Source organism: Mucilaginibacter rigui, from assembly GCF_014773275.1.
GTDB classification, from domain to species: Bacteria; Bacteroidota; Bacteroidia; order Sphingobacteriales; family Sphingobacteriaceae; genus Mucilaginibacter; species Mucilaginibacter rigui_A.
The window spans coordinates 1,128,203-1,148,395 of sequence record NZ_JACWMW010000001.1; the positions used below are offsets into that span (position 1 = coordinate 1,128,203).

Sequence of the window (20,193 nt, forward strand, 5' to 3'; positions counted from 1 at the left end):
ATGAGAAGAAAGCTTACTCTGGCAGTTTTGATATTGCTGATCATCACATCAGCAAAAGCGCAGTTGTATAAAGACGCTAAGGCGCCGGTACAGGAACGTGTAAAAGATCTGTTAAGCCGTATGACCCTCGAAGAAAAGATAGGGCAAATGAGTATGAGCTCGCTAACAGGCTCGCTGGATAATAAGATAGCATATGGTTTTGTGGAAAGCCCCTTTGTAACCGTTAGCGAGATCGCCTCGCAATCAATAACAGCAAAAAGATACGCCCGCGAAAAAACACGGCTTGGCATCCCGCCCATACAAATTGGCGAAGCTTTACACGGCCAACTGGCAGGCGGTGCAACCATTTTCCCCCAGGCCATTGCGCAGGGCAGTACATGGAACCCCAAGCTAATCAATCAAATGGGATCGGTTATCGCCTATGAGGCCAGTTCATCAGGGGTAGACCAGGCGCTATCACCATTGTTCGACCTGATCCGCGATCCGCGCTTTGGAAGGGTAGAGGAATGTTTTGCCGAAGATCCTTATCTGGTAAGCCAGTTAGGCAGTGCATTTGTAACGGGTATGCAGGGTACTGCAGCTCAAAGTCGAATAGGTATTGGTAAAGATAAAGTAATGACCACTGCCAAACATTTCGCGGCTTATAGTATCCCGGTAGCGGGTATCAATCTTGCACCGGCATCAATAGGTGAAAGGGAATTACGCTCGATGTTCTTAGTGCCTTTTAAAGATGCTGTACAAAAGGCGAATATCTACTCGGTAATGCCATCGTATAACGAAATAGACGGCGTGCCGGCGCATACAAACCATTTTTTGCTACAGCAGGTGCTGCGTAAGGAGTGGGGTTTTAAAGGCGTTGTTTTTTCGGATTATGAAGGGCTGAAAATGCTTTATACATTCCATCATGTGGCTAAAGACGCCGACGGCGCCGCCCTGCTTGGAATGGCTGCCGGTGTTGATGTGGAAGCCCCATCGCCCGATGTATATGCGCAATTGCTAAAATTGGTAAAAGCCGGTAAGATAAAGGGGGCAACCATTAATGCTGCTGTTACCCGCATCCTAACCGCCAAATTTAAAGCCGGGCTTTTTGAAAAACCGCTGGCAGATACCGCTCAGTTAAAGGCAAGGGTACATACACCCGCACATGTAGCCCTGTCGCAGCAAATAGCCGAGGAATCTATCATCCTGCTAAAAAACGATAAGCAGCTTTTGCCGCTTAATATGGACAAGTTAAAATCGCTGGCGGTGATTGGCCCAAATGCCAACCAGGTGCAATATGGCGATTATAGCTCTACAAGGGATAGCCGCTCGGGTACAACCATCCTGGATGGGATCAAACAGTTGGTGGGCGATAAAGTGAAGATAAATTACGCCAAGGGCAGCGATCTGTCATCAATGGATAGAAGCGGTTTTGCAGATGCTGTAAATGCCGCTAACAATAGTGATGCTGTGGTAGTGGTGCTGGGCACCACAAGCGTGGTGTTCTCCGGCATTGGCTGGAACGGCCACGCGCCAGATGCCGAACCTAAAGATCCGTTTACATGCGGTGAGGGTTATGATGTAAGCGATATCAGTCCGCAGGGCGTACAGCGAGAACTGCTACAAGAAATTTATAAAACGGGGAAACCGGTAATACTGGTTTTGGTGCAGGGCAGGCCATGGAGCATTAGTTGGGAAAAAGAGAATATCCCTGCCATACTGGAAGCCTGGTACCCGGGCGAAAAGGGCGGTAATGCGGTGGCTAATATATTGTTTGGTAAGGTAAATCCATCGGGCAGGTTAAATGTATCCATCCCGCAATCAACGGGGCATATCCCGGTATTTTATAACCGTGTAAATTCAAATAAAGGCTTTTATCACAACCCCGGTTCCATAACAAAGCCGGGGCAGGATTATGTTTTTGCCTCAACAGATGCCCTGTTCCCTTTTGGCTACGGTTTGAGTTATACCAGTTTTAAATACAGTGATCTCAAAGTATCAAAAACGATATTTGGTAAAAATGAGCAGGTGGAAGTATCTCTATCAGTTACCAATACCGGCACAGCAGAGGGTAAGGAAGTTGTGCAGATGTACCTGGGCAACAAAATAAACCCGGTAACCACGCCCGTGATGGCGTTGAAGGGTTTTGATAAGATCAATTTAAAACCGGGCGAAACCAAAATAGTGAAATTTACGATAACACCAGAAGATATCGGCATTTGGAATACCCAAATGAAATGGGTAACCGAGCCGGGCACCTTTGATGTTATGATCGCCCGATCTGCAGAGGACGTGGTGTTAAAACAAACTTTGGAGTATAAATAATGAAGAGGCTAATCAAATATTTATTGATGCTGCTTATATGGTGTAATGGTATCGGCTTGTATGCCCAAACCTACACCCAATATGTCGATCCGTTTATCGGTACATCGGCTACAGGGCATACTTTTCCCGGGGCTACCGTTCCCTTTGGGATGGTGCAACTAAGCCCTGAGACGGGTAATTTTGGATGGAACTATTGCTCGGGTTATCGATATGAAGACAAGGTGATCACCGGGTTTGCGCACACGCATTTAAGCGGTACCGGCGGCGTTGACCTTGGTGATGTACTGTTCTTTCCGTTTCAGGGTAAAACGCCGGATAAATTTGTGAGTGGGTTTTCCAAATCAACAGAAAAAGCCTCCCCGGGATATTATGCAGTAGTGCTGGATAATAACAATATCAGAGCAGAACTTACGGCATCTGCCCACACGGGCGTGCATAGGTACACGTTTAACAACGCAGGGCAGTCGCACCTGTTGGTTGATATGCAAAGCGGCCTGGTTGATGCTCCCGAACAATTGGAAACCCATGTGAGTGAAGGCAGCATCAAAATTATCGATAAAAATACCATCAGCGGCTACGCGGTAACCAGCTTATGGGTTGATAAGAAAGTATACTTCACCGCCAGATTCAGCAAAGCATTCAGTGGTTATCATTTTATAGATGGCAGTAACCACAGGCGCCTGGTGCTCGATTTTGAGACTACGCCCCATGAACAGATTGTGGCAAGGGTAGGTATCTCAGGCGTAAGCATAGCCGGGGCGGTAAATAACCTGTCAGAAACAAAAAATAAAACCTTTGATGATGTAAGGATAGCCGCCGATAAGACCTGGAACAGCTACCTGGGCAAAATAAAAGCAACCGGTACAAATCAGCAAAAAACGACTTTTTATACCAGCCTTTACCACACGCTAATTCAGCCCAATAATATTGCCGATATAGATGGTAAATACCGGGGTGCCGATAGCCTGGTGCATCAATCGGCCGATAAGGTTTTTTATTCAACCTTTTCTTTATGGGATACCTATCGCGCCGCGCATCCGCTTTATACCATCCTGTTCCCAAGCAGAACCGGACAGATGGTAGAGAGTATGTTGCAGCATTATAATACCACCAAATTACTCCCCATCTGGACGCTTTGGGGGAAAGAAAGTTACGCCATGATAGGCAACCACTCTATCCCCGTTATTGTAGATGCAAGCTTAAAAGGTATTGGCGGTTTCAGTAAAGAAAAAGCATTTGAGGCAATTAAAGCGACACTTACCCATAACGGAAATCCGAAGTATGATTGGAACTTATATATGCATTACGGATACCTGCCATCAGATACTGTGCGCCGCGAGGCTGTTTCGCGTACACTGGAGGCTGCTTATGACGATTGGTGCGCTGCCCAATTAGCCAAAGCTTTGCGTAAACAGGCCGACTATAACTATTTTATAAAACGCTCAAAATTCTATGCTAATCTGTTCGATAAATCTACTAACCTGATGCGGGGGCGCCTGTCAAACGGTGATTGGGTACAGCCCTTTGCGCATTTAGATAGCGGGCAGCTGGCAACCGGAGGTGATTATACCGAAGGGAACGCCTGGCAATATGTATGGCAGGTACAGCAGGATATCCCCGGGTTGATAAAATTGATGGGCGGTAAAAAAGCATTTTCCAACAAACTCGATTCTTTATTCAGCATGGAATCAAAAGTGTTTGGTAAAGGCTCTACGCTGGATGTTACCGGTCTGATAGGGCAGTACGCACACGGTAACGAGCCGGTGCATCATGTGGCCTATTTATACACGCTGGCTGGCAACCCTGCCAAAACCCAGCAAATGGTAAGGCAAATTGCTGATCAGTTTTATTTGAACACGCCCGAAGGTTTATCGGGTAATGACGATTGCGGGCAGATGTCGGCATGGTACATATTTACAGCCATGGGGTTTTACCCGGTTAACCCGGCAGATGGGCATTACGTTTTTGGTGCTCCGCAAATCAGTAAAACAATTATTTCCTTACCGGGCAATAAGGTATTTACTATCGAAGCCAAAGGACTATCGGCAGCAAATAAATATGTGCAAAGCATTAGTTTGAATGGTAAGCTGTATACCAAAAACTATATTACCCATCATGATATTATGATGGGGGGTAAGTTGGTTTTTATTATGGGTAGCCGTGCTTCCACCGCAAGTTTTTAATGATAGTTTTGCCTACTATAAATTTTAACCTGCCAGTTGGCGATTTTACAGGCAATGAATAGCCTGGTTCGCTAATATTCTAAATATATCATAGGCTATCCATTTCCACAATACAAATTCGGCAAGTCGGAATTTGTAATTGAAGGATGCATATATCATAGCTTACTAAAAATAGCCGTAACTGTATTTTAAATGATTGTAAACCATAGGTTAGTTATCTGTCAGTAAACTTTACACTGAAAGCAATTTATAAAGCAAAACGAATATTTTATATTCGGCCGATAAAGTTGAGTGCCGCGCTTTATCATAAAACAAGCTATGTACAAGGATTATTTAAAAGGAGGTTGGTTTGTGATGAAACTAACATCTTTTAATAAACCTTTTATTAATTTATTATCATGACCTTATTTTCTCCATTTAAATTTTGCCTGTTTATTGCATTGCTTTCTTTTACAATAAGTAAAAGCGATGCACAATCACGATATGAATTAAGTACAGGTTGGAAATGCAAGCCGGTTGGTGAACTTGCCGGTGGTAGCAACAGGATATTTGCGCCAGGTTATGATATCTCGCAATGGATGCCGGCTACTGTACCGGGCACAGTGCTTACCACGCTTTTAAATAACCATAAAATTCCCGACCCTTTTTATGGGATGAATAACAAATACATCAGGGACATTTATGATACAGGAAGTGAATATTATACCTATTGGTTTGTAAACGATTTTGAAAAAAGCATTCCCGGTGGAGATAGTCAGGTTTATCTGAACCTGCGGGGTGTTAATTATAGTAGTGAGGTTTATCTGAACGGTAAAAAGTTAAACAAGCAAACCCACCATGGCATGTTCTTGCGGCAGCGCTATAACATAACTGCCCTGCTTAACAGATCGGGCAAAAACAGGTTGGCGGTATTGGTTTATCCACCTAACCCTGTTGGTAACCCAAATGGCGGGCAGGGTGGGGATGGTACCATTGCCCGTAATGTGGGTTTACAATATACTGCCGGTTGGGATTGGATACAGCCTGTCCGCGATAGAAATACAGGTATATGGGATAAGGTAACGATAGAAACCGCAGGATCGGTGAGTATTACCGACCCGCATATTGTGACACTGGTACCGGGTATTAGGCAGGTTAAAGGTAAACAGCAGCCGGCTGTTATTAAAGTATCGGCAACGGTTTCAAACCCAACCGGTAAAGTAATAAATGGTGTTTTACAATTTACCATCACAGGGCAAAAGGTATTTAAAAAGGTTATGGTAAAGCCCGGTTCATCAAATGAAATAAACCTTGATGACCTGCTACTGAAAGACCCGAAGCTATGGTGGCCAAATGGTTATGGGAATCCATATCTGTATAAAGCCAGCGTTCAATTTTTTGTAGGCAACAAAATTTCGGATGCTCAGGAGATAAATGTGGGTGTGAGGGAGATACAAACCAGTTGGAACACGCAAACAAACAGCAGGCAAATAGAGGTTAACGGGCAAAAAATATTTATTAAAGGCGGTAACTGGATCATTTCAGATGCCATGTTGCGTTTCTCAGATTGGAGATACGATGCCGAAGTGCGTTTCCACCGGGATATGAACTTAAACCTGATTAGGGTATGGGGAGGTGCTTTGGTTGAGCGGCCCGAGTTTTATAACGCCTGCGATAAGTATGGCCTGCTGGTTTTCCAGGATTTCTGGATCTCGGGCGATGCTAATGGCCGCTGGGTGGACCCAATGAAAAAAGACGACCAGTGGGTACGTCGCAAATACCCGGATGATCATGTGCTGTACCTGCGATCGGTTGCCGACCAGGTGAAAATGGTACGCAACCATCCGTCGTTGGCGGTATGGTGCGGTGGTAATGAAATAACCCCTCCCGAAGATATTTTACTTGCAGTAAGAGACACGATATTGCCAAAACTGGATGGAACTCGCTTGTTTGTAGAATACTCCAACTCCGATAAAATGTCGCTTAATACGCTGGGAGGCAATGGCGATGGGCCTTACGGTATACAACCCGATTCGCTTTTTTGGAAAGAACGTACATTCCCTTTTAATTCCGAAATTGGTTCTGTTGGTATTGGCGATTACGAATCTTTAAAGCGGTTTATACCCGATCAAAATATGGTTGCCCCGGTGTTCTCTACAGAGAAAAACAAATCAACAACCGATTCTGTATGGAACTATCATAAATATATAGGCTATGATGCCGCAATTGAACCTTACGGTAAAGCTACTGGTGCCAGAGATTTTGCTGCTAAAGCGCAATTGGTTAATTATAACCAATACCGGGCACTTATAGAAGGTTTCAGCGCGCATATGTGGGATTGGTACACAGGTGTAATGATCTGGAAAACCCAAAACCCATGGACCGCCATGCGCGGGCAGATGTATGATTACTACCTTGACCCCAATGCTTGTTTATACGGCTTGCATAATGGCAGCGAACCCCTGCACGTAATGTATAACCCGCTTAATGGTATGGTGACCATAGTAAACAATACATTTGAAACCAGGCGCGACCTGATGCTGGTGGTGAAAACTTACGATATAAGCGGTAAGGAGAAACAGATAACGCAGGTTTTTGAAGAGATCTTACCTTCATCAGTAAAGGGTTTTGTGCCCATAAAAAGCGGGATCGATAAACTGGCAAAAGAAGAAGGCCTTTTCCTGTCCCTACAATTATTAGACATTAAGAAAAATATTTTAAGTAATAACCTGTATTGGTTACCTGATGAGCATGGTGAGTACTCCGGATTGAAAAAGATGGCCCCTTCAAAGCTTATGATAAAGGCAGTACAAACTACACCCGGAACTGTACTTGTAAGTTTAACAAATCCAACGGATGCACCAGTGGCGTTTTTTAACCGGCTGTCGTTAATTGACGGGCAAACCCACAATCGTTTACTTCCCGTTTTTTACAGCGATAATTATGTATCGGTATTACCCGGCGAACAAAAAAGCGTCACCATGAATTATGATATTAGCAAATACTCACAAACGCCTTTTGTTAGCATAAATGGCTGGAATTTAAAGGAGCAATATGTACCGGTAACTTCCGGCAATGCTAAATAAAATTTAGGGCCGGGCATCGGGAAAGCTTATTTTCTTAATAGAAAAATTAAGAAAGAGTATTTAAATGCTAAAAATATTAGTATTTTCGTTTATATTTGAAAAAATATTGAACGTAATATGATGACGGCCAATAACTATTTAACGCAGGAAGCCAAAGCTTTTGTAAAACGCAAAGGTGGCCCCGATGAAGTAATTCGGGTAGTACCCGACCATCAGCACAGAGGTGCATCCCAATGCTATCAGCTGTACACCGCTTTTGAAGAAATGCCTGATAACCTTGGCCGTATTTTATTTGATGAGCAGGGATATTGGATCTATGATGGTGACCAATTATCTATTGCAGAGCAGGAACAGCTCGCCGATTTTATTATTAATTATGTAGAAAGGCTATGAAAAAAACAATCAACTACCGGTTGACTGTGGCCGAAAAGCAAGTGCTTAAAACCAAAAAGATAAGCCAAAAGCAATTGCAGGATTACGCGACCGATGAAATTTCCAGTTTGCTGAGGGCATCAGCTCAGCGTACAAAGGAATTGAACGCGCTGGCCGAATTTCAAAGCATCCCCTCACTCGGTATCAACTTTGCAGAAGAACTGATAAGTCAGGGTTATTATACATTGGACCAACTCAAAGGGAAATCGGCGGTGGAATTGTTTGATGCTTTTGAACAGCATAGCGGCACATGGGCCGATCCATGTGTAGAAGATTCGTACAGACTGTTGGTACACTACATTGAAAATCGTGATAATACCAAACGCTGGTGGGATTTTACTGCCGAACGCAAAGCCTACCGCAAGCAATACGGTTACCCGGCTGACCGGCCTAAAAAACCATGGTACGAGAGCGGGGAATACCCTAAAATGAACGATTATCTGCAAGGTTGATAATAAGACTATATTATATAAGGCCATAGCCGCATAATAATTAGAGAGATTGAAGTTAAACGAATACTATCAAAGCCCGTAAATACACATTTACGGGCTTTGTGATGTTTTAATAATATTTCTTAATCTGGTATATGGGTTTATAACTTTTAACTATCCCGTATAGAATTAATCGATTATGATTATCAAACCCAATGTCATAATTTTATAGTATTCAGAAGCATAGTTAAAAACTTTAACAGTAAACCTATAAAAATGGAAAACGAATCAAACGACATCAGTAAATGCCCTTTTCACAACGGTAGTATGAAAAACAATGTTGGCGGCGGCGGAACCCGTAACCGCGATTGGTGGCCAAACCAGTTAAAACTTAATATTCTGAGGCAGAATTCATCATTATCAAACCCCATGGGCGATAGTTTTAATTATGCAGAAGCATTTAAAAGCCTTGATCTGGAAGCTGTAAAAAAAGATCTTCACACATTGATGACCGACTCGCAAGACTGGTGGCCGGCAGATTTTGGCCACTATGGGGGTTTATTTATACGTATGGCATGGCATAGTGCCGGCACGTATCGTGTAACAGATGGCCGCGGTGGCGGCGGCGCGGGTTTGCAGCGATTTGCCCCACTTAACAGCTGGCCCGATAACGTAAGCCTTGATAAAGCCCGCAGATTGCTTTGGCCTATCAAACAAAAATATGGCCGCAAAATTTCATGGGCCGATCTGATGATTCTTACCGGCAACATAGCGCTGGAATCAATGGGTTTTAAAACCTTTGGCTTTGGTGGTGGCCGCGAGGATGTATGGGAGGCGGATGAATCAGTTTATTGGGGTTCTGAAACCACCTGGCTGGGCGGCGATGTTAGATACGCTCACGGCTCTGAAGGTGTTGAAGGCCGTGGTGTGTTGGTGTCTGAAGATGACGCCGATGGCAATATCCACTCCCGTAACTTGGAGAAACCACTTGCTGCTGTGCAAATGGGTTTGATATATGTAAACCCCGAAGGGCCCGATGGTAACCCCGATCCAATTGCAGCTGCTAAGGATATCCGCGATACATTTGGCCGTATGGCTATGAACGATGAAGAAACTGTTGCCCTTATTGCCGGAGGCCACAGCTTTGGCAAAACCCATGGTGCGGCATCTGCCGACAATGTAGGCAAAGAACCCGAAGCCGTTGATGTGGAGATGCAGGGGTTTGGCTGGGCAAACAAATATGGTTCTGGCAAAGGCGCTGATACTATAACAAGCGGGCTTGAAGTAACATGGACAAAAACACCAACTCAATGGAGTAATAATTTTTTCGAAAATTTATTCGGCTTTGAGTGGGAATTAACCAAAAGCCCTGCGGGTGCACACCAATGGGTAGCTAAAAACGCAGATGATATAATACCCGACGCGTACGATGGTGCAAAAAAACACAAGCCAACTATGCTTACCACTGATCTTGCCTTGAGGTTTGACCCGGCTTACGAGAAAGTATCACGCCGTTTTTTAGAAGATCACGAAGCATTTGCAGATGCTTTTGCACGTGCCTGGTATAAATTAACACACCGCGATATGGGGCCTCGGGAGCGTTACCTTGGCCCGGATGTGCCACAGGAAGAATTGCTTTGGCAAGACCCCATCCCTGCAGTTGATCACCAGCTAATAAACGAAAATGATATTGCAGGCTTAAAAGCAAAGTTACTGGCATCCGGTTTAAGCGTATCAGAGCTGGTTGCTACAGCATGGGCTTCGGCTTCCACCTTCCGCGGTTCTGATAAACGTGGTGGTGCTAATGGCGCCCGTATCCGCCTGGCTCCCCAAAAATACTGGCAGGTAAACAATACGCCACAATTACAAAAGGTATTAACGATGCTTGAAGGTATACAGAACGAATTTAACGGGGCGCAGGCAGGCGGCAAAAAAGTTTCGCTGGCTGATTTGATCGTGCTTGCGGGTAATGCCGGTATTGAAAAAGCAGCTAAGGATGCAGGGAGCGATGTTACAGTTACTTTTACCCCTGGCCGTATGGATGCCTCACAGGAGCAAACTGACGTGGAATCATTTGGTTATCTTGAACCTGCTGCAGACGGGTTTAGGAATTACCGTAAAGGGAACACAACTGTATCTACCGAAGAGTTGCTGATAGATAAAGCCCAGTTGCTTACTTTAACAGCACCCGAACTGACTGTGTTGATGGGAGGCCTCAAAGTATTGAATATTAATTATGACGGATCCAAGCATGGCGTTTTCACCTCCCGCCAAGGTCAGTTAACAAACGATTTTTTTGTGAACCTGCTTGATATGCGCACTGCCTGGAAAGCGGCGGCCGGCGGCAGGGAAATTTATGAAGGCCGTGACCGTACTACCGGTGAGGTAAAATGGACCGGTACCCGTGCCGACCTGGTGTTTGGCTCGAACTCAGAACTTAGGGCCGTTGCTGAAGTATATGCCAGCGCGGATGCACAAGAAAAATTTGTAACAGACTTTGTAGCCGCCTGGACCAAAGTAACTAACCTGGACAGGTTTGACCTGAAATAGAACAAACACATCTTAACATCTGATATAAAAAGGCACCATGCGGTGCCTTTTTTGTTGCAATATTTTATATGTTACACACTGTCACAAAGCGAACATCTGCCGTTCGGTATCGAACGCTTTACATGAACGTTTGTTTGTTAAATAGTTAATAATCAATTGTATATAATTGTGGCTTGAAAAATGTGGTAAGCGTGTAAAGATCAGCGTAACTGAATGGAAGAACATGTATGGGATTTGGTTGAAAAATTTATCTCGGGCGATATCAGTCGCGCTGAGGTGAAGGAATTGCAATCATTGCTGGTTTTGTATCCCAAATTATACCTGTTAGTAAAAGATTTCCTGATCACCTACCAGGATCCCTATCCGCAGGTAAGCCCGCAGCAAATACAAGCTTTCCTGAAAAAGGTTGAACATGGCGAAGCTAAGAAGTGGGGCGTAAAGAGTACGTGGAAAAAATTAGGTAATGTTATTACCCGTGAAGCAACCATGGCCGGGCAGTTTTTTAAAGTTGCTGTACGTAACCTGCAAAGAAACAGTAGTATCTCTGCTGTTAACATAAGTGGTTTGGCTGTTGGTATTGCGGGGGCAGTGCTTATTTTACTTTGGGTACAAAACCAGTTAAGCTACGATCAGTTTCATACTAATAAGGCCCGCATATACCAGGTATTTAACCGCACCAAAATAAATGGTACATTGCAGGCATGGCCTAGTACACCTATGCCACTTGCCCCTGCATTAAAAGCTGATTATGGACAGGTTGAAGAGTCCGTACGTACAAATTGGGTAGGGTCATTCGTATTAAAGAACGGTGACAAAAAGCTGGAAACACAAGGCCTTACTGCCGACCCTGCTTTTTTAAAACTATTCAGTTTCCCACTGCTTAAAGGTAATGCCAATACGGCGTTAAACAATGTGCATTCCATTTTACTTACACAAAAGCTGGCCAAAAAACTTTTTGGTGATACCGATCCGGTAGGGAAGTTTATAGCTGTAGATAGTACGGCTAATTTTACCGTAACCGGGGTGCTAAAAAACCTGCCTAATAACACTCAGTTTAGTTTTGAATACATAGTGCCTTTTGATTATATGAAAGAGGTGCACTGGTACAACACAGATTGGCAGTTTAACAGTTTGCAAACTTATGTAATGCTAAAAAAAGGCGTTACAGAAGCTACTGCTAATAAACTTTTCAAGGATATTTACCGCCGCTACCCGGGCGAGAAGCTTAATGATGCTTTTGTACACCCAATGGGCAAATGGTGGCTGTATTCAAACTATGAAAATGGCCGGTTTGTTGGAGGTCGATTAAATACGGTTCATTTGTTTACCGTAATTGCTTTGCTTATTATTTTCATTGCCTGCATCAATTACATGAACCTGGGCACGGCACGCAGCGCAAGGCGTGCAAAAGAGGTTGGCATCCGTAAGGTTGCCGGGGCGGAACGTTTATGGCTTATTAAACAGTTTTTGGGAGAGTCTTTATTGGTAGCGTTTGTAGCAGGGGCGTTGGGGCTGGTACTGGTACAACTGGCGCTGCCATGGTTTAACGGAGTAGTTGACAGAACCTTGTTAGTGCCTTATGATAAACCATTTTTTTGGCTTGTAGCAGTTGGGTTTATAATACTAACAGGTGTTGTTGCAGGAAGTTACCCGGCGTTTTATTTATCGGCATTTAAACCGGTAAAAGTGTTGAAAGGAACTGTACAAGCCATGCACGGGTTAATTAATCCCCGCAGGGTATTAGTGGTGGTGCAATTTACCCTGGCAATTGTATTTATAATTAGCACTACGGTTATTTACAGGCAAATTAATTATGCGCAAAAACGTGATACAGGTTACAAGGTTGATAACCTGGTCTATATCTACATAAAGGGTGATATAGCAAAAAATTATACAACCATACGTAATGATTTAGTAAACAGCGGTGCTGTAAGCAGCATTACACGTACATCATCGCCTATACAGGATATATGGGGTGACAATGACCAATATCAATGGGATGGCAAATCCCCGGGTTTGCGGCAGTCATTTGGTGAAAACTCTACCGACCACGATTTTACCAAAACCTTCGGACTAAAATTACTGGCGGGTCGCGATATAGATATTGCGGCTAACCCAACTGATACCAGTGCTGTATTGCTTACAGAGCAGGCCGCCAAAATAATGAATTTTAAAAATCCTGTAGGGCAAACAATTAAAGCATGGAATGGTAATTATCATGTTGTAGGCATAGTAAAAAACTACGTAGCAATATCGCCGTTTGCGCCATCGCTGCCTATTATTATTCGTGGCGCGGACAGGAAGCTTGGTACTATTACCTTAAAGCTAAATACCCAAAATTCCGTAGCCGATAATATCAATAAGATCAGCACTGTATTTAAACAGTATAACCCCAATTACCCCTTCGACTTCAAGTTTCTGGACGAATCATACCGGATAAAATTTCAGGAAGAACAGCACATCGGGCAAATGGTAGCCGTTTTTGCGGGCCTCACTATCTTTATATCGTGCCTGGGTTTATTTGCATTGGCAGCCTGTATGGCAGAGGGGCGCACAAAAGAAATAGGGATCCGTAAAGTACTTGGCGCTTCTGTAGTAAGGATAACGGCTTTGTTAACAGGAGACTTCCTGATACTGGTGCTTATTGCATTTGCAATAGCTTGCCCTGTTGCCTGGTGGCTCATGAACAAATGGTTGCAGGGTTATCCTTACCACACCAATATCAATTGGTGGATCTTCGGGCTTACCGGGCTGGCATCTGTATTGATAGCATTTTCAACGGTTAGTTCACAGGCTATTAAAGCTGCGTTGGCTAATCCTGCAAAAAGTTTAAAAACAGAGTAGGGTTGTACTACTTCATCAACTCCCGCTGTATATCAAATAAAAACTCAAACAGGTTAATCTCTGTTGGGATCTGTAACTTTTTGCGCAGGCGGTAACGGCTGATCTCTACCCCTCGAACAGAAATAGCCATTAACTGGGCAATTTCTTTGCTGGATAAGTTCATGATCAGATATGCGCAGAGTTTCAGTTCCTGCTGATTGATGGCTGGGTAGCGGTCTTTTATAATAGTTAAAAAACCTGCATGTACCTTATCAAAATGGATGGAGAACTGTTCCCATTCCTCATTTATTTTATTTTCCCCGGCTAAAAGGCGCAATATTTTTTTGATCTCGCCGGCCTCTACCATGTCCTTACCAGATTTTTGCAGGGTTTGCAATTCATCCTTCACCTTAAGTAAAAACTCCTTTTTTTGTACAAGGTTTAATGCCGAGGATGCCAGTTCTGATGTTTTAAACTCTATTTCAGACTGCAACATTTCATTTTTAAGTTTCACCACTTCTTTTTCAGAACGCTCCAGTTCCAGCTGATGCAGGTAAGCTATTTGCTTTTGTTCTTCTTCATTTTTTTGCTGTTGAATAAGCAGTTCCTTCTGTTGTTTGATGATGTGGCGCTTTTCCTGTAGTTTGTATAGGTAATACAGTATCCCTGCAATCATAAACAGGTATATGATGTACGCCAGTACCGAGCCATACCAGGGTGGATTGATATTGAAAGTATAGCATGCTACAGCCGATTCGTTATTTTGATGGTTACGCGCTTTTACTTTAAAGGTGTAGTTGCCTGCCGGTAAATTAGTGTAATCTTTTTCCGATTTTTTTGACCATGCCGACCATTCCTGATCAAACCCTTCTAATAAATAACTATACTCGGCATTTGATTGCTCCTCAAAAATTGGTGATGAATACTCAAAATGCAACGAACGCCACTTGTAGCCAAGTGTGAGCGTATTACTTGCCGTTTGTTTGCCATTATCGTTAACATGATCAAAATAACCACCGTAAATTACACTATCAGTAGTTGAAGTAACTTTAACTTTACGGATGTATACATTTAAGGCATGTATGTTTTGTTTGTATTTAGCATAGTTAATATGATAAAATCCATTTTCGCTGCCTACAAATATATTGTTGGCATTAATGGGATAAACATTTTCAAAACCGCTGAGTATGCGGTTATTTAACTCGGGGAAGTTGATGATAGTTGGTGTTGCAGAATAATCAACCACGCCAAGGCTTTTGCCCTGTACAAACCAGATATTGCCTGCATTGTCTTCCTGCAGGTATCTTAAACTGCGGTCGCCAAATATGTTTTTGAACTGCGCCGATGGTTTAAAATGATCTGTTTTAACATCATATTCATAAATACCTTTTTCGGTGGCTACTACAACACGCCCTTTTACTTTAAAAACAAAATTGTTGAGGTTAGATGGCAGGCCTTGCGCACTTGTATAGGTTTTGATCTGATCATTGTCGGGGTTTAACTTATAAACTCCGCGATAGGGGTGCGATGTCCAGATAATGTTATTACTATCAATTTGTACAAAACGTGCCGACTCATAATATTTTGCTACACTGCCTTTATCAATTAAGGAGTTGCCCTTGTTTTCAAACAAACGCACGCCATAATAATTACCTGCAGCTATAAGCGGGGTACCAGCCTTGTTTTTTAAAGGCTGAAAGATCCAAAAACCGGTGCTGTTATAAATAGGGGAAAGCTTATCATTCAAAACTTCAAAGATCCCATCGTCGCGGCCGGCCAGTAAATGCCCGTCAACCGCGGCAATATTCCATGTTTGGCCTTCAGCAACCTGCTTAAAGTTACTTTTAAGATAGCTCAGATCTGTAGTATTACCTACCGGCAATTCATACGCACCGTTAGATAATGCAAAGTACAGGTTGTTTTTGTACAACGCAGTTGCATAGCCCCCGCCATCTTTAAATACCGCCGGGTTAATATGCTTAACAGCGTTATTATAGGCAATAAAATCTATTCCATTATCAAGCCCTAACCAAATATTGTGGTTAACATCGGCATACATAAAGCGTACAAAAATATTCTGCAGGCCTTCTTTTTTGCCAATATTTTCTATCACGTTGCCATTTTTATCTATTTGGTAAATACCGTTAATATAAGTACTCACCAGGTAGGTGCCGTCATCAAGTGCTGTAGCAGCCGAAAAATGCTGATGATTGTTAATGCCAAAACCAGTAAGGTTAAAGTATTTAAGTTTATTACCCGTTAGCAGGTACAAACCATCTTTAGCTGTGGTAACCAGGCTCGATGTATCATTAAACTTTGATACCGAAGTAATGTAAAAACCCTTAGGCAGTTCTTTCTTATCTATAAAAGGTCGCCAGTTATTATTAACATAGGTCAAAAGGCCCTTTTGCTCGTCGTGTGCTATTAATTTGCCCTGATAAGTGCCCAGGAATAACCACGAGCGGGAGCGGTAGACGGTTATTTTATTATTACCAAACCTGATTATCTTATCGTGCGAACGGAAAAAAACCTCGTTGCCATGGCTGGCAATATCCCATATATCAGAAAATTCCTGGTCGGCTTTAGGAATAAGTTCTTTTAAGGATGTAAATGCAAGCTGCCCGTTTTTAGCCGGCGAAAAATATCCTATCTCATCCTGGCCGCCTACATACAACCTTTTATCGCTCCCAAACTCAAGCGAACGTACAATTGTTTTATTGGGCAGGGGATATAACTGCCAGTACGAACCATCAAAAACAAGTACGCCCTCATTATTCGCAAAGTACATACGGCCCTGTGCATCCTGGCGTATTTTCCAGTTTTGGGTGCCCGCGTTGTACTGTCTTTTCTCGTAGTTTATTGTTTTACGCTGGCCAATATAGGTTTGCGGCATAGCATTTTGCATGCATGCAAGTAGTGGTATTAAGAGTAATGCCTTTAAAAACAGTCTTTTATATCGGGTTAGCAAAATTTTACCAGGGTTTATAATTGGTGCACTAATATCTGTGTTTTTAAACGATTTTTCAATGTTGTGTAGCAGTGATGTAGTGCCAAATTTCATTTTAGGCATTTACCTGCCATACATTTGATACCCATAAACCAATTGCTCCGGCAAAAATTATAAACCAATTTAAAACCGTTAACTAATGCTTTAAGCCAAATGTATGACCGTGCATTTTTATGCCCGAAAAAATTATGTATGAATAAACTTTACAATTAACCAAAGGCCGACACCAATCAGGCCAATTAACTTAAATTATCAATTTAAACCTTATGCAATTAAGACTCAAGTTTTTCGTGGGTATTGCTTTGCTCTTATGTTTTATTAGCCAGGCGGGCCATGCCCAATCCCTGCGTATAACCGGTAAAGTAACCCAAAAATCCGACGGACAATCATTGCCCGGCGCATCAGTAACCGTTAAAGGAACAACAACAGGTGTTGTTACAGATGTAAATGGTAATTACACATTAAGCATTCCACAAGGCGGTGGTACTATAGCTGTCACGTTTGTAGGCATGACAACTATAGAAAGAAAAATAACCCAGGCCGGCGAACAAAACTTTGCTTTAGAGGATAACATGAACAACGCCCTTAACGAAGTTGTTGTTATTGGTTACGGTACCCAAAAAGTAACCAAAGTGTCGGGCGCAATTTCAACAGTAAAAAGTTCAGACATCCAAAAACAAAACCCGGTGCGTGCAGAAGAAGCCATACAGGGCCGTGCAGCGGGTGTTACCGTTGTACAAAGTGGTACACCTGGTTCAACACCAACAGTAGTTATCAGAGGGATAAACTCTTACAGTGGTGCAGGTGCGCTGGTGGTTATTGATGGTGTAATGCAGGGGTTAAGTGACATGAACGCTGTAAACCCGGCTGATATTGAATCGATAAGTGTGCTTAAAGATGCATCGGCCACTGCTATTTACGGTGTTAAAGGCGGTAATGGCGTTATTGTGGTAACAACCAAAACCGGCCGTAAAAACATGAAAACCGAACTGACTGTAAACAGTAGCTACGGTGTGCAGGAAATAGCCAGGTACATCCCTGTTTTAAATGCTACCGAATATGGAGCAATGGTGAATGAGGGAAGTGTTATATCAGGCGGCCCGGTAATATTTCCTGATCTGTCTGTACTCGGCGTTGGTACCAACTGGCAAAAAGAAGTATTTAAAACCGCCCCTTTGCAACAACACAACATTGGTGTACGCGGCGGCAGCGAAACGGTAACTTACTTCCTGGCCGGCGGTTATACAAGCCAGGGAGGTATAGTTGGCGGCAGCGATAAATCCAGGTTTGACCGTGGTAACTTCACCGCTAACCTTGATTTTCAGCTTACACCCAAACTGAAATTTATATTGAACACCACCGGTGTAATATTAAATTCAAAAGGTATCCAGGAAAACTCCTTTAACAGCGTTATTGGTAGTGCACTTAATTTTGACCCAACTGTACCGGTTTATAATACTGAAAATACAGTTGGTAAATACGGCTACAGTAACCTGATCCTATCTGAGGTTTATAACCCTTTAACTAAACTTGATAATACCTATAACAAAAGCCTGGGTAATAAGCTTTACGGTAAATTTGAGATGCAATATGATATATTAAAGAACCTGAAACTAACCAGCAGGTTTGGATATACCAAGTACGATGCTAATAGCAAGAGCTTTACCCCACTTGTGTTTTACGGGCCGCTGAATGTTGACAACAGCATGAACGCTGATGGCTCAACGGTACTTGACAAGCATAACAGCGTAAACCAGGATAAAATAAGCAACTTTAACTATACCTGGGAAACATATGCCAATTACAATTTTAAAGTAGCTCAAGACCATAATTTTGAAACCGTATTAGGTTTCTCAATGGCTAAAACATCAGGGAATGCGGCTGGTGCCAACAGGCAGGATGTTCCGTTCAACTCGTGGACATTTGCCGATTACAGTGCAGCTACCGGTACAAACACCGCTACCAACCCATCGGCAAGCGGTGGCTATTACTACCAGTATTTCAGCCGTAACTTATCGTATTTCGCCAGGTTGAACTATGACTACAAAGAAAGGTACCTTGCATCTTTCACCGCACGCCGTGATGGGTCAACAGCTTTTGGTGAAGACAGGAAGTTTGCCAATTTCTATTCGGGATCAGTAGGTTGGGTTGCAAGTAAAGAAAGTTTCTTCAACGTTTCGGCTATCGATTTCTTAAAGATAAGAGGTAGTTATGGTACAGTTGGCAGCGATATAACACCTACACAGGCTGCCAGCATTGTAACCGGCGGGCCCGATTACGGCCCTACTGCAAACAGTAACGGTTATAATTTCAACAACGTATTTTATCCGGGTTCTACATTAGGTTCAACGGTTAACCCGCTGCTTGGCTGGGAAACACAGAAACAGGCAAACTTTGGGTTTGATATAACGATGTTAAACGGCAAATTGAATATCACTGCTGATTATTACGAAAAGAGAGTATCAGGTTTGATCTTTCAACCCGGTAGAGCTCTTGTAACGGGTACAATACCATTACCCGATGGTAACATTGGTTCAACAAAAAACAGCGGGCTTGATGTAACAATTGGCTATAACGAAAAAATAGGAAATTCGTTTACCCTGGGCAATACGTTTACTGTAACTACAGTGAAAAGCCTTGTTACTGCAACAAACAGTGATGGTACAGCCAAAATATTTGGTGGCAGCTACTTTAATGGCCAATCGCAACAGGTAACGGTATTTGAAAAAGGCCAGGCACCGGGATATTTCTATGGTTATAAAACCGATGGATTGTTCCAGAATACTGCCGATGTTGCCGCATGGGCTACGCAACCGGGTGCTAAACCGGGCGACATCCGCTTTGTAGATGTAAATAAAGATGGTGTGATCAATGCTGATGACCGCACTAACATAGGCAATCCATTCCCTAAGGTTACCTTGGGCTGGACGCTGACCATGAGTTATAAAAACTTTGACTTTAACGCATTCACTTATGCCTCTATCGGAAACGATATTTACCGTGCTTATGAGCGTAACGGTAACTACACCAATAAATACCGTGGTGTATTAGCCAGATGGACCGGCGAGGGTACAACCAATGATGCCCGTTACCCAAGGTATACCTTTACTGATGATAACAGCAACATTCGTGCATCTGACAGGTATGTGGAAGACGGCACATTTGTGAAGGTCAAAAATATACAATTAGGCTACACTCTCCCTCGCTTATTACAGGGTAAAGTATTTAAGAGCATAAGGGTTTACGGGCAGGTTAGAAATGCTTTCACCTTTACAAAATACTCTGGCTTTGATCCCGAAATAGGGGGTGGGGTGTTTGATACAGGTGTTGACCGTGGTGCATATCCGCAACCAAGAGTATATACCATGGGACTTGACATTAAATTATAATTCATTAAA

The 20,193-nt window shown here is 43.0% G+C and carries 9 protein-coding genes; 8 read left to right on the forward strand and 1 reads right to left on the reverse strand.

The features are described from left to right. The 7 genes from IDJ75_RS05095 to IDJ75_RS05125 all read left to right on the forward strand — a co-directional run bounded on the left by IDJ75_RS05095 (position 1) and on the right by IDJ75_RS05125 (position 13,809). Positions 1-2,304: a glycoside hydrolase family 3 N-terminal domain-containing protein gene (locus IDJ75_RS05095; protein ID WP_191174509.1), complete on the forward strand. Its 2,304-nt coding sequence runs from the start codon at positions 1-3 to the stop codon at positions 2,302-2,304. Next, positions 2,304-4,487: a GH92 family glycosyl hydrolase gene (locus IDJ75_RS05100; RefSeq protein ID WP_191174510.1), complete on the forward strand. Its 2,184-nt coding sequence runs from the start codon at positions 2,304-2,306 to the stop codon at positions 4,485-4,487. The genes IDJ75_RS05095 and IDJ75_RS05100 overlap by 1 nt, the downstream gene beginning before the upstream one ends. Before the next feature lie 398 nt (positions 4,488-4,885). Continuing rightward, a complete protein-coding gene (locus tag IDJ75_RS05105; RefSeq protein WP_191174511.1) occupies positions 4,886-7,552 on the forward strand; it encodes a glycoside hydrolase family 2 protein in 2,667 nt (888 codons plus the stop codon). A 117-nt stretch (positions 7,553-7,669) separates the two neighbouring features. Further along, positions 7,670-7,945, forward strand: a complete 276-nt coding sequence (locus tag IDJ75_RS05110; protein WP_191174512.1) for a hypothetical protein — start codon at positions 7,670-7,672, stop codon at positions 7,943-7,945. Then, positions 7,942-8,436: a helix-hairpin-helix domain-containing protein gene (locus tag IDJ75_RS05115; RefSeq protein WP_191174513.1), complete on the forward strand. Its 495-nt coding sequence runs from the start codon at positions 7,942-7,944 to the stop codon at positions 8,434-8,436. The genes IDJ75_RS05110 and IDJ75_RS05115 overlap by 4 nt, the downstream gene beginning before the upstream one ends. Before the next feature lie 255 nt (positions 8,437-8,691). Beyond that, the gene (gene katG, locus IDJ75_RS05120; protein ID WP_191174514.1) at positions 8,692-10,965 is read left to right on the forward strand and encodes a catalase/peroxidase HPI; all 2,274 of its coding nucleotides are present in this window, start codon (positions 8,692-8,694) and stop codon (positions 10,963-10,965) included. A 213-nt stretch (positions 10,966-11,178) separates the two neighbouring features. Continuing rightward, positions 11,179-13,809: an ABC transporter permease gene (locus tag IDJ75_RS05125; protein WP_224746482.1), complete on the forward strand. Its 2,631-nt coding sequence runs from the start codon at positions 11,179-11,181 to the stop codon at positions 13,807-13,809. 7 nt (positions 13,810-13,816) lie between these two features. Here the strand turns inward: IDJ75_RS05125 and IDJ75_RS05130 are convergent, their stop codons facing one another. Continuing rightward, positions 13,817-16,693, reverse strand: coding sequence for a ligand-binding sensor domain-containing protein (locus tag IDJ75_RS05130; protein ID WP_191174515.1), 2,877 nt, complete (start codon positions 16,691-16,693; stop codon positions 13,817-13,819). 368 nt (positions 16,694-17,061) lie between these two features. Between IDJ75_RS05130 and IDJ75_RS05135 the strand changes: the two genes are divergently transcribed. Then, positions 17,062-20,184 carry a SusC/RagA family TonB-linked outer membrane protein gene (locus IDJ75_RS05135; RefSeq protein WP_191174516.1) on the forward strand — a complete coding sequence of 1,041 codons (3,123 nt, stop codon included), beginning with the start codon at positions 17,062-17,064 and terminating at the stop codon, positions 20,182-20,184. Positions 20,185-20,193: the final 9 nt, after the last annotated feature.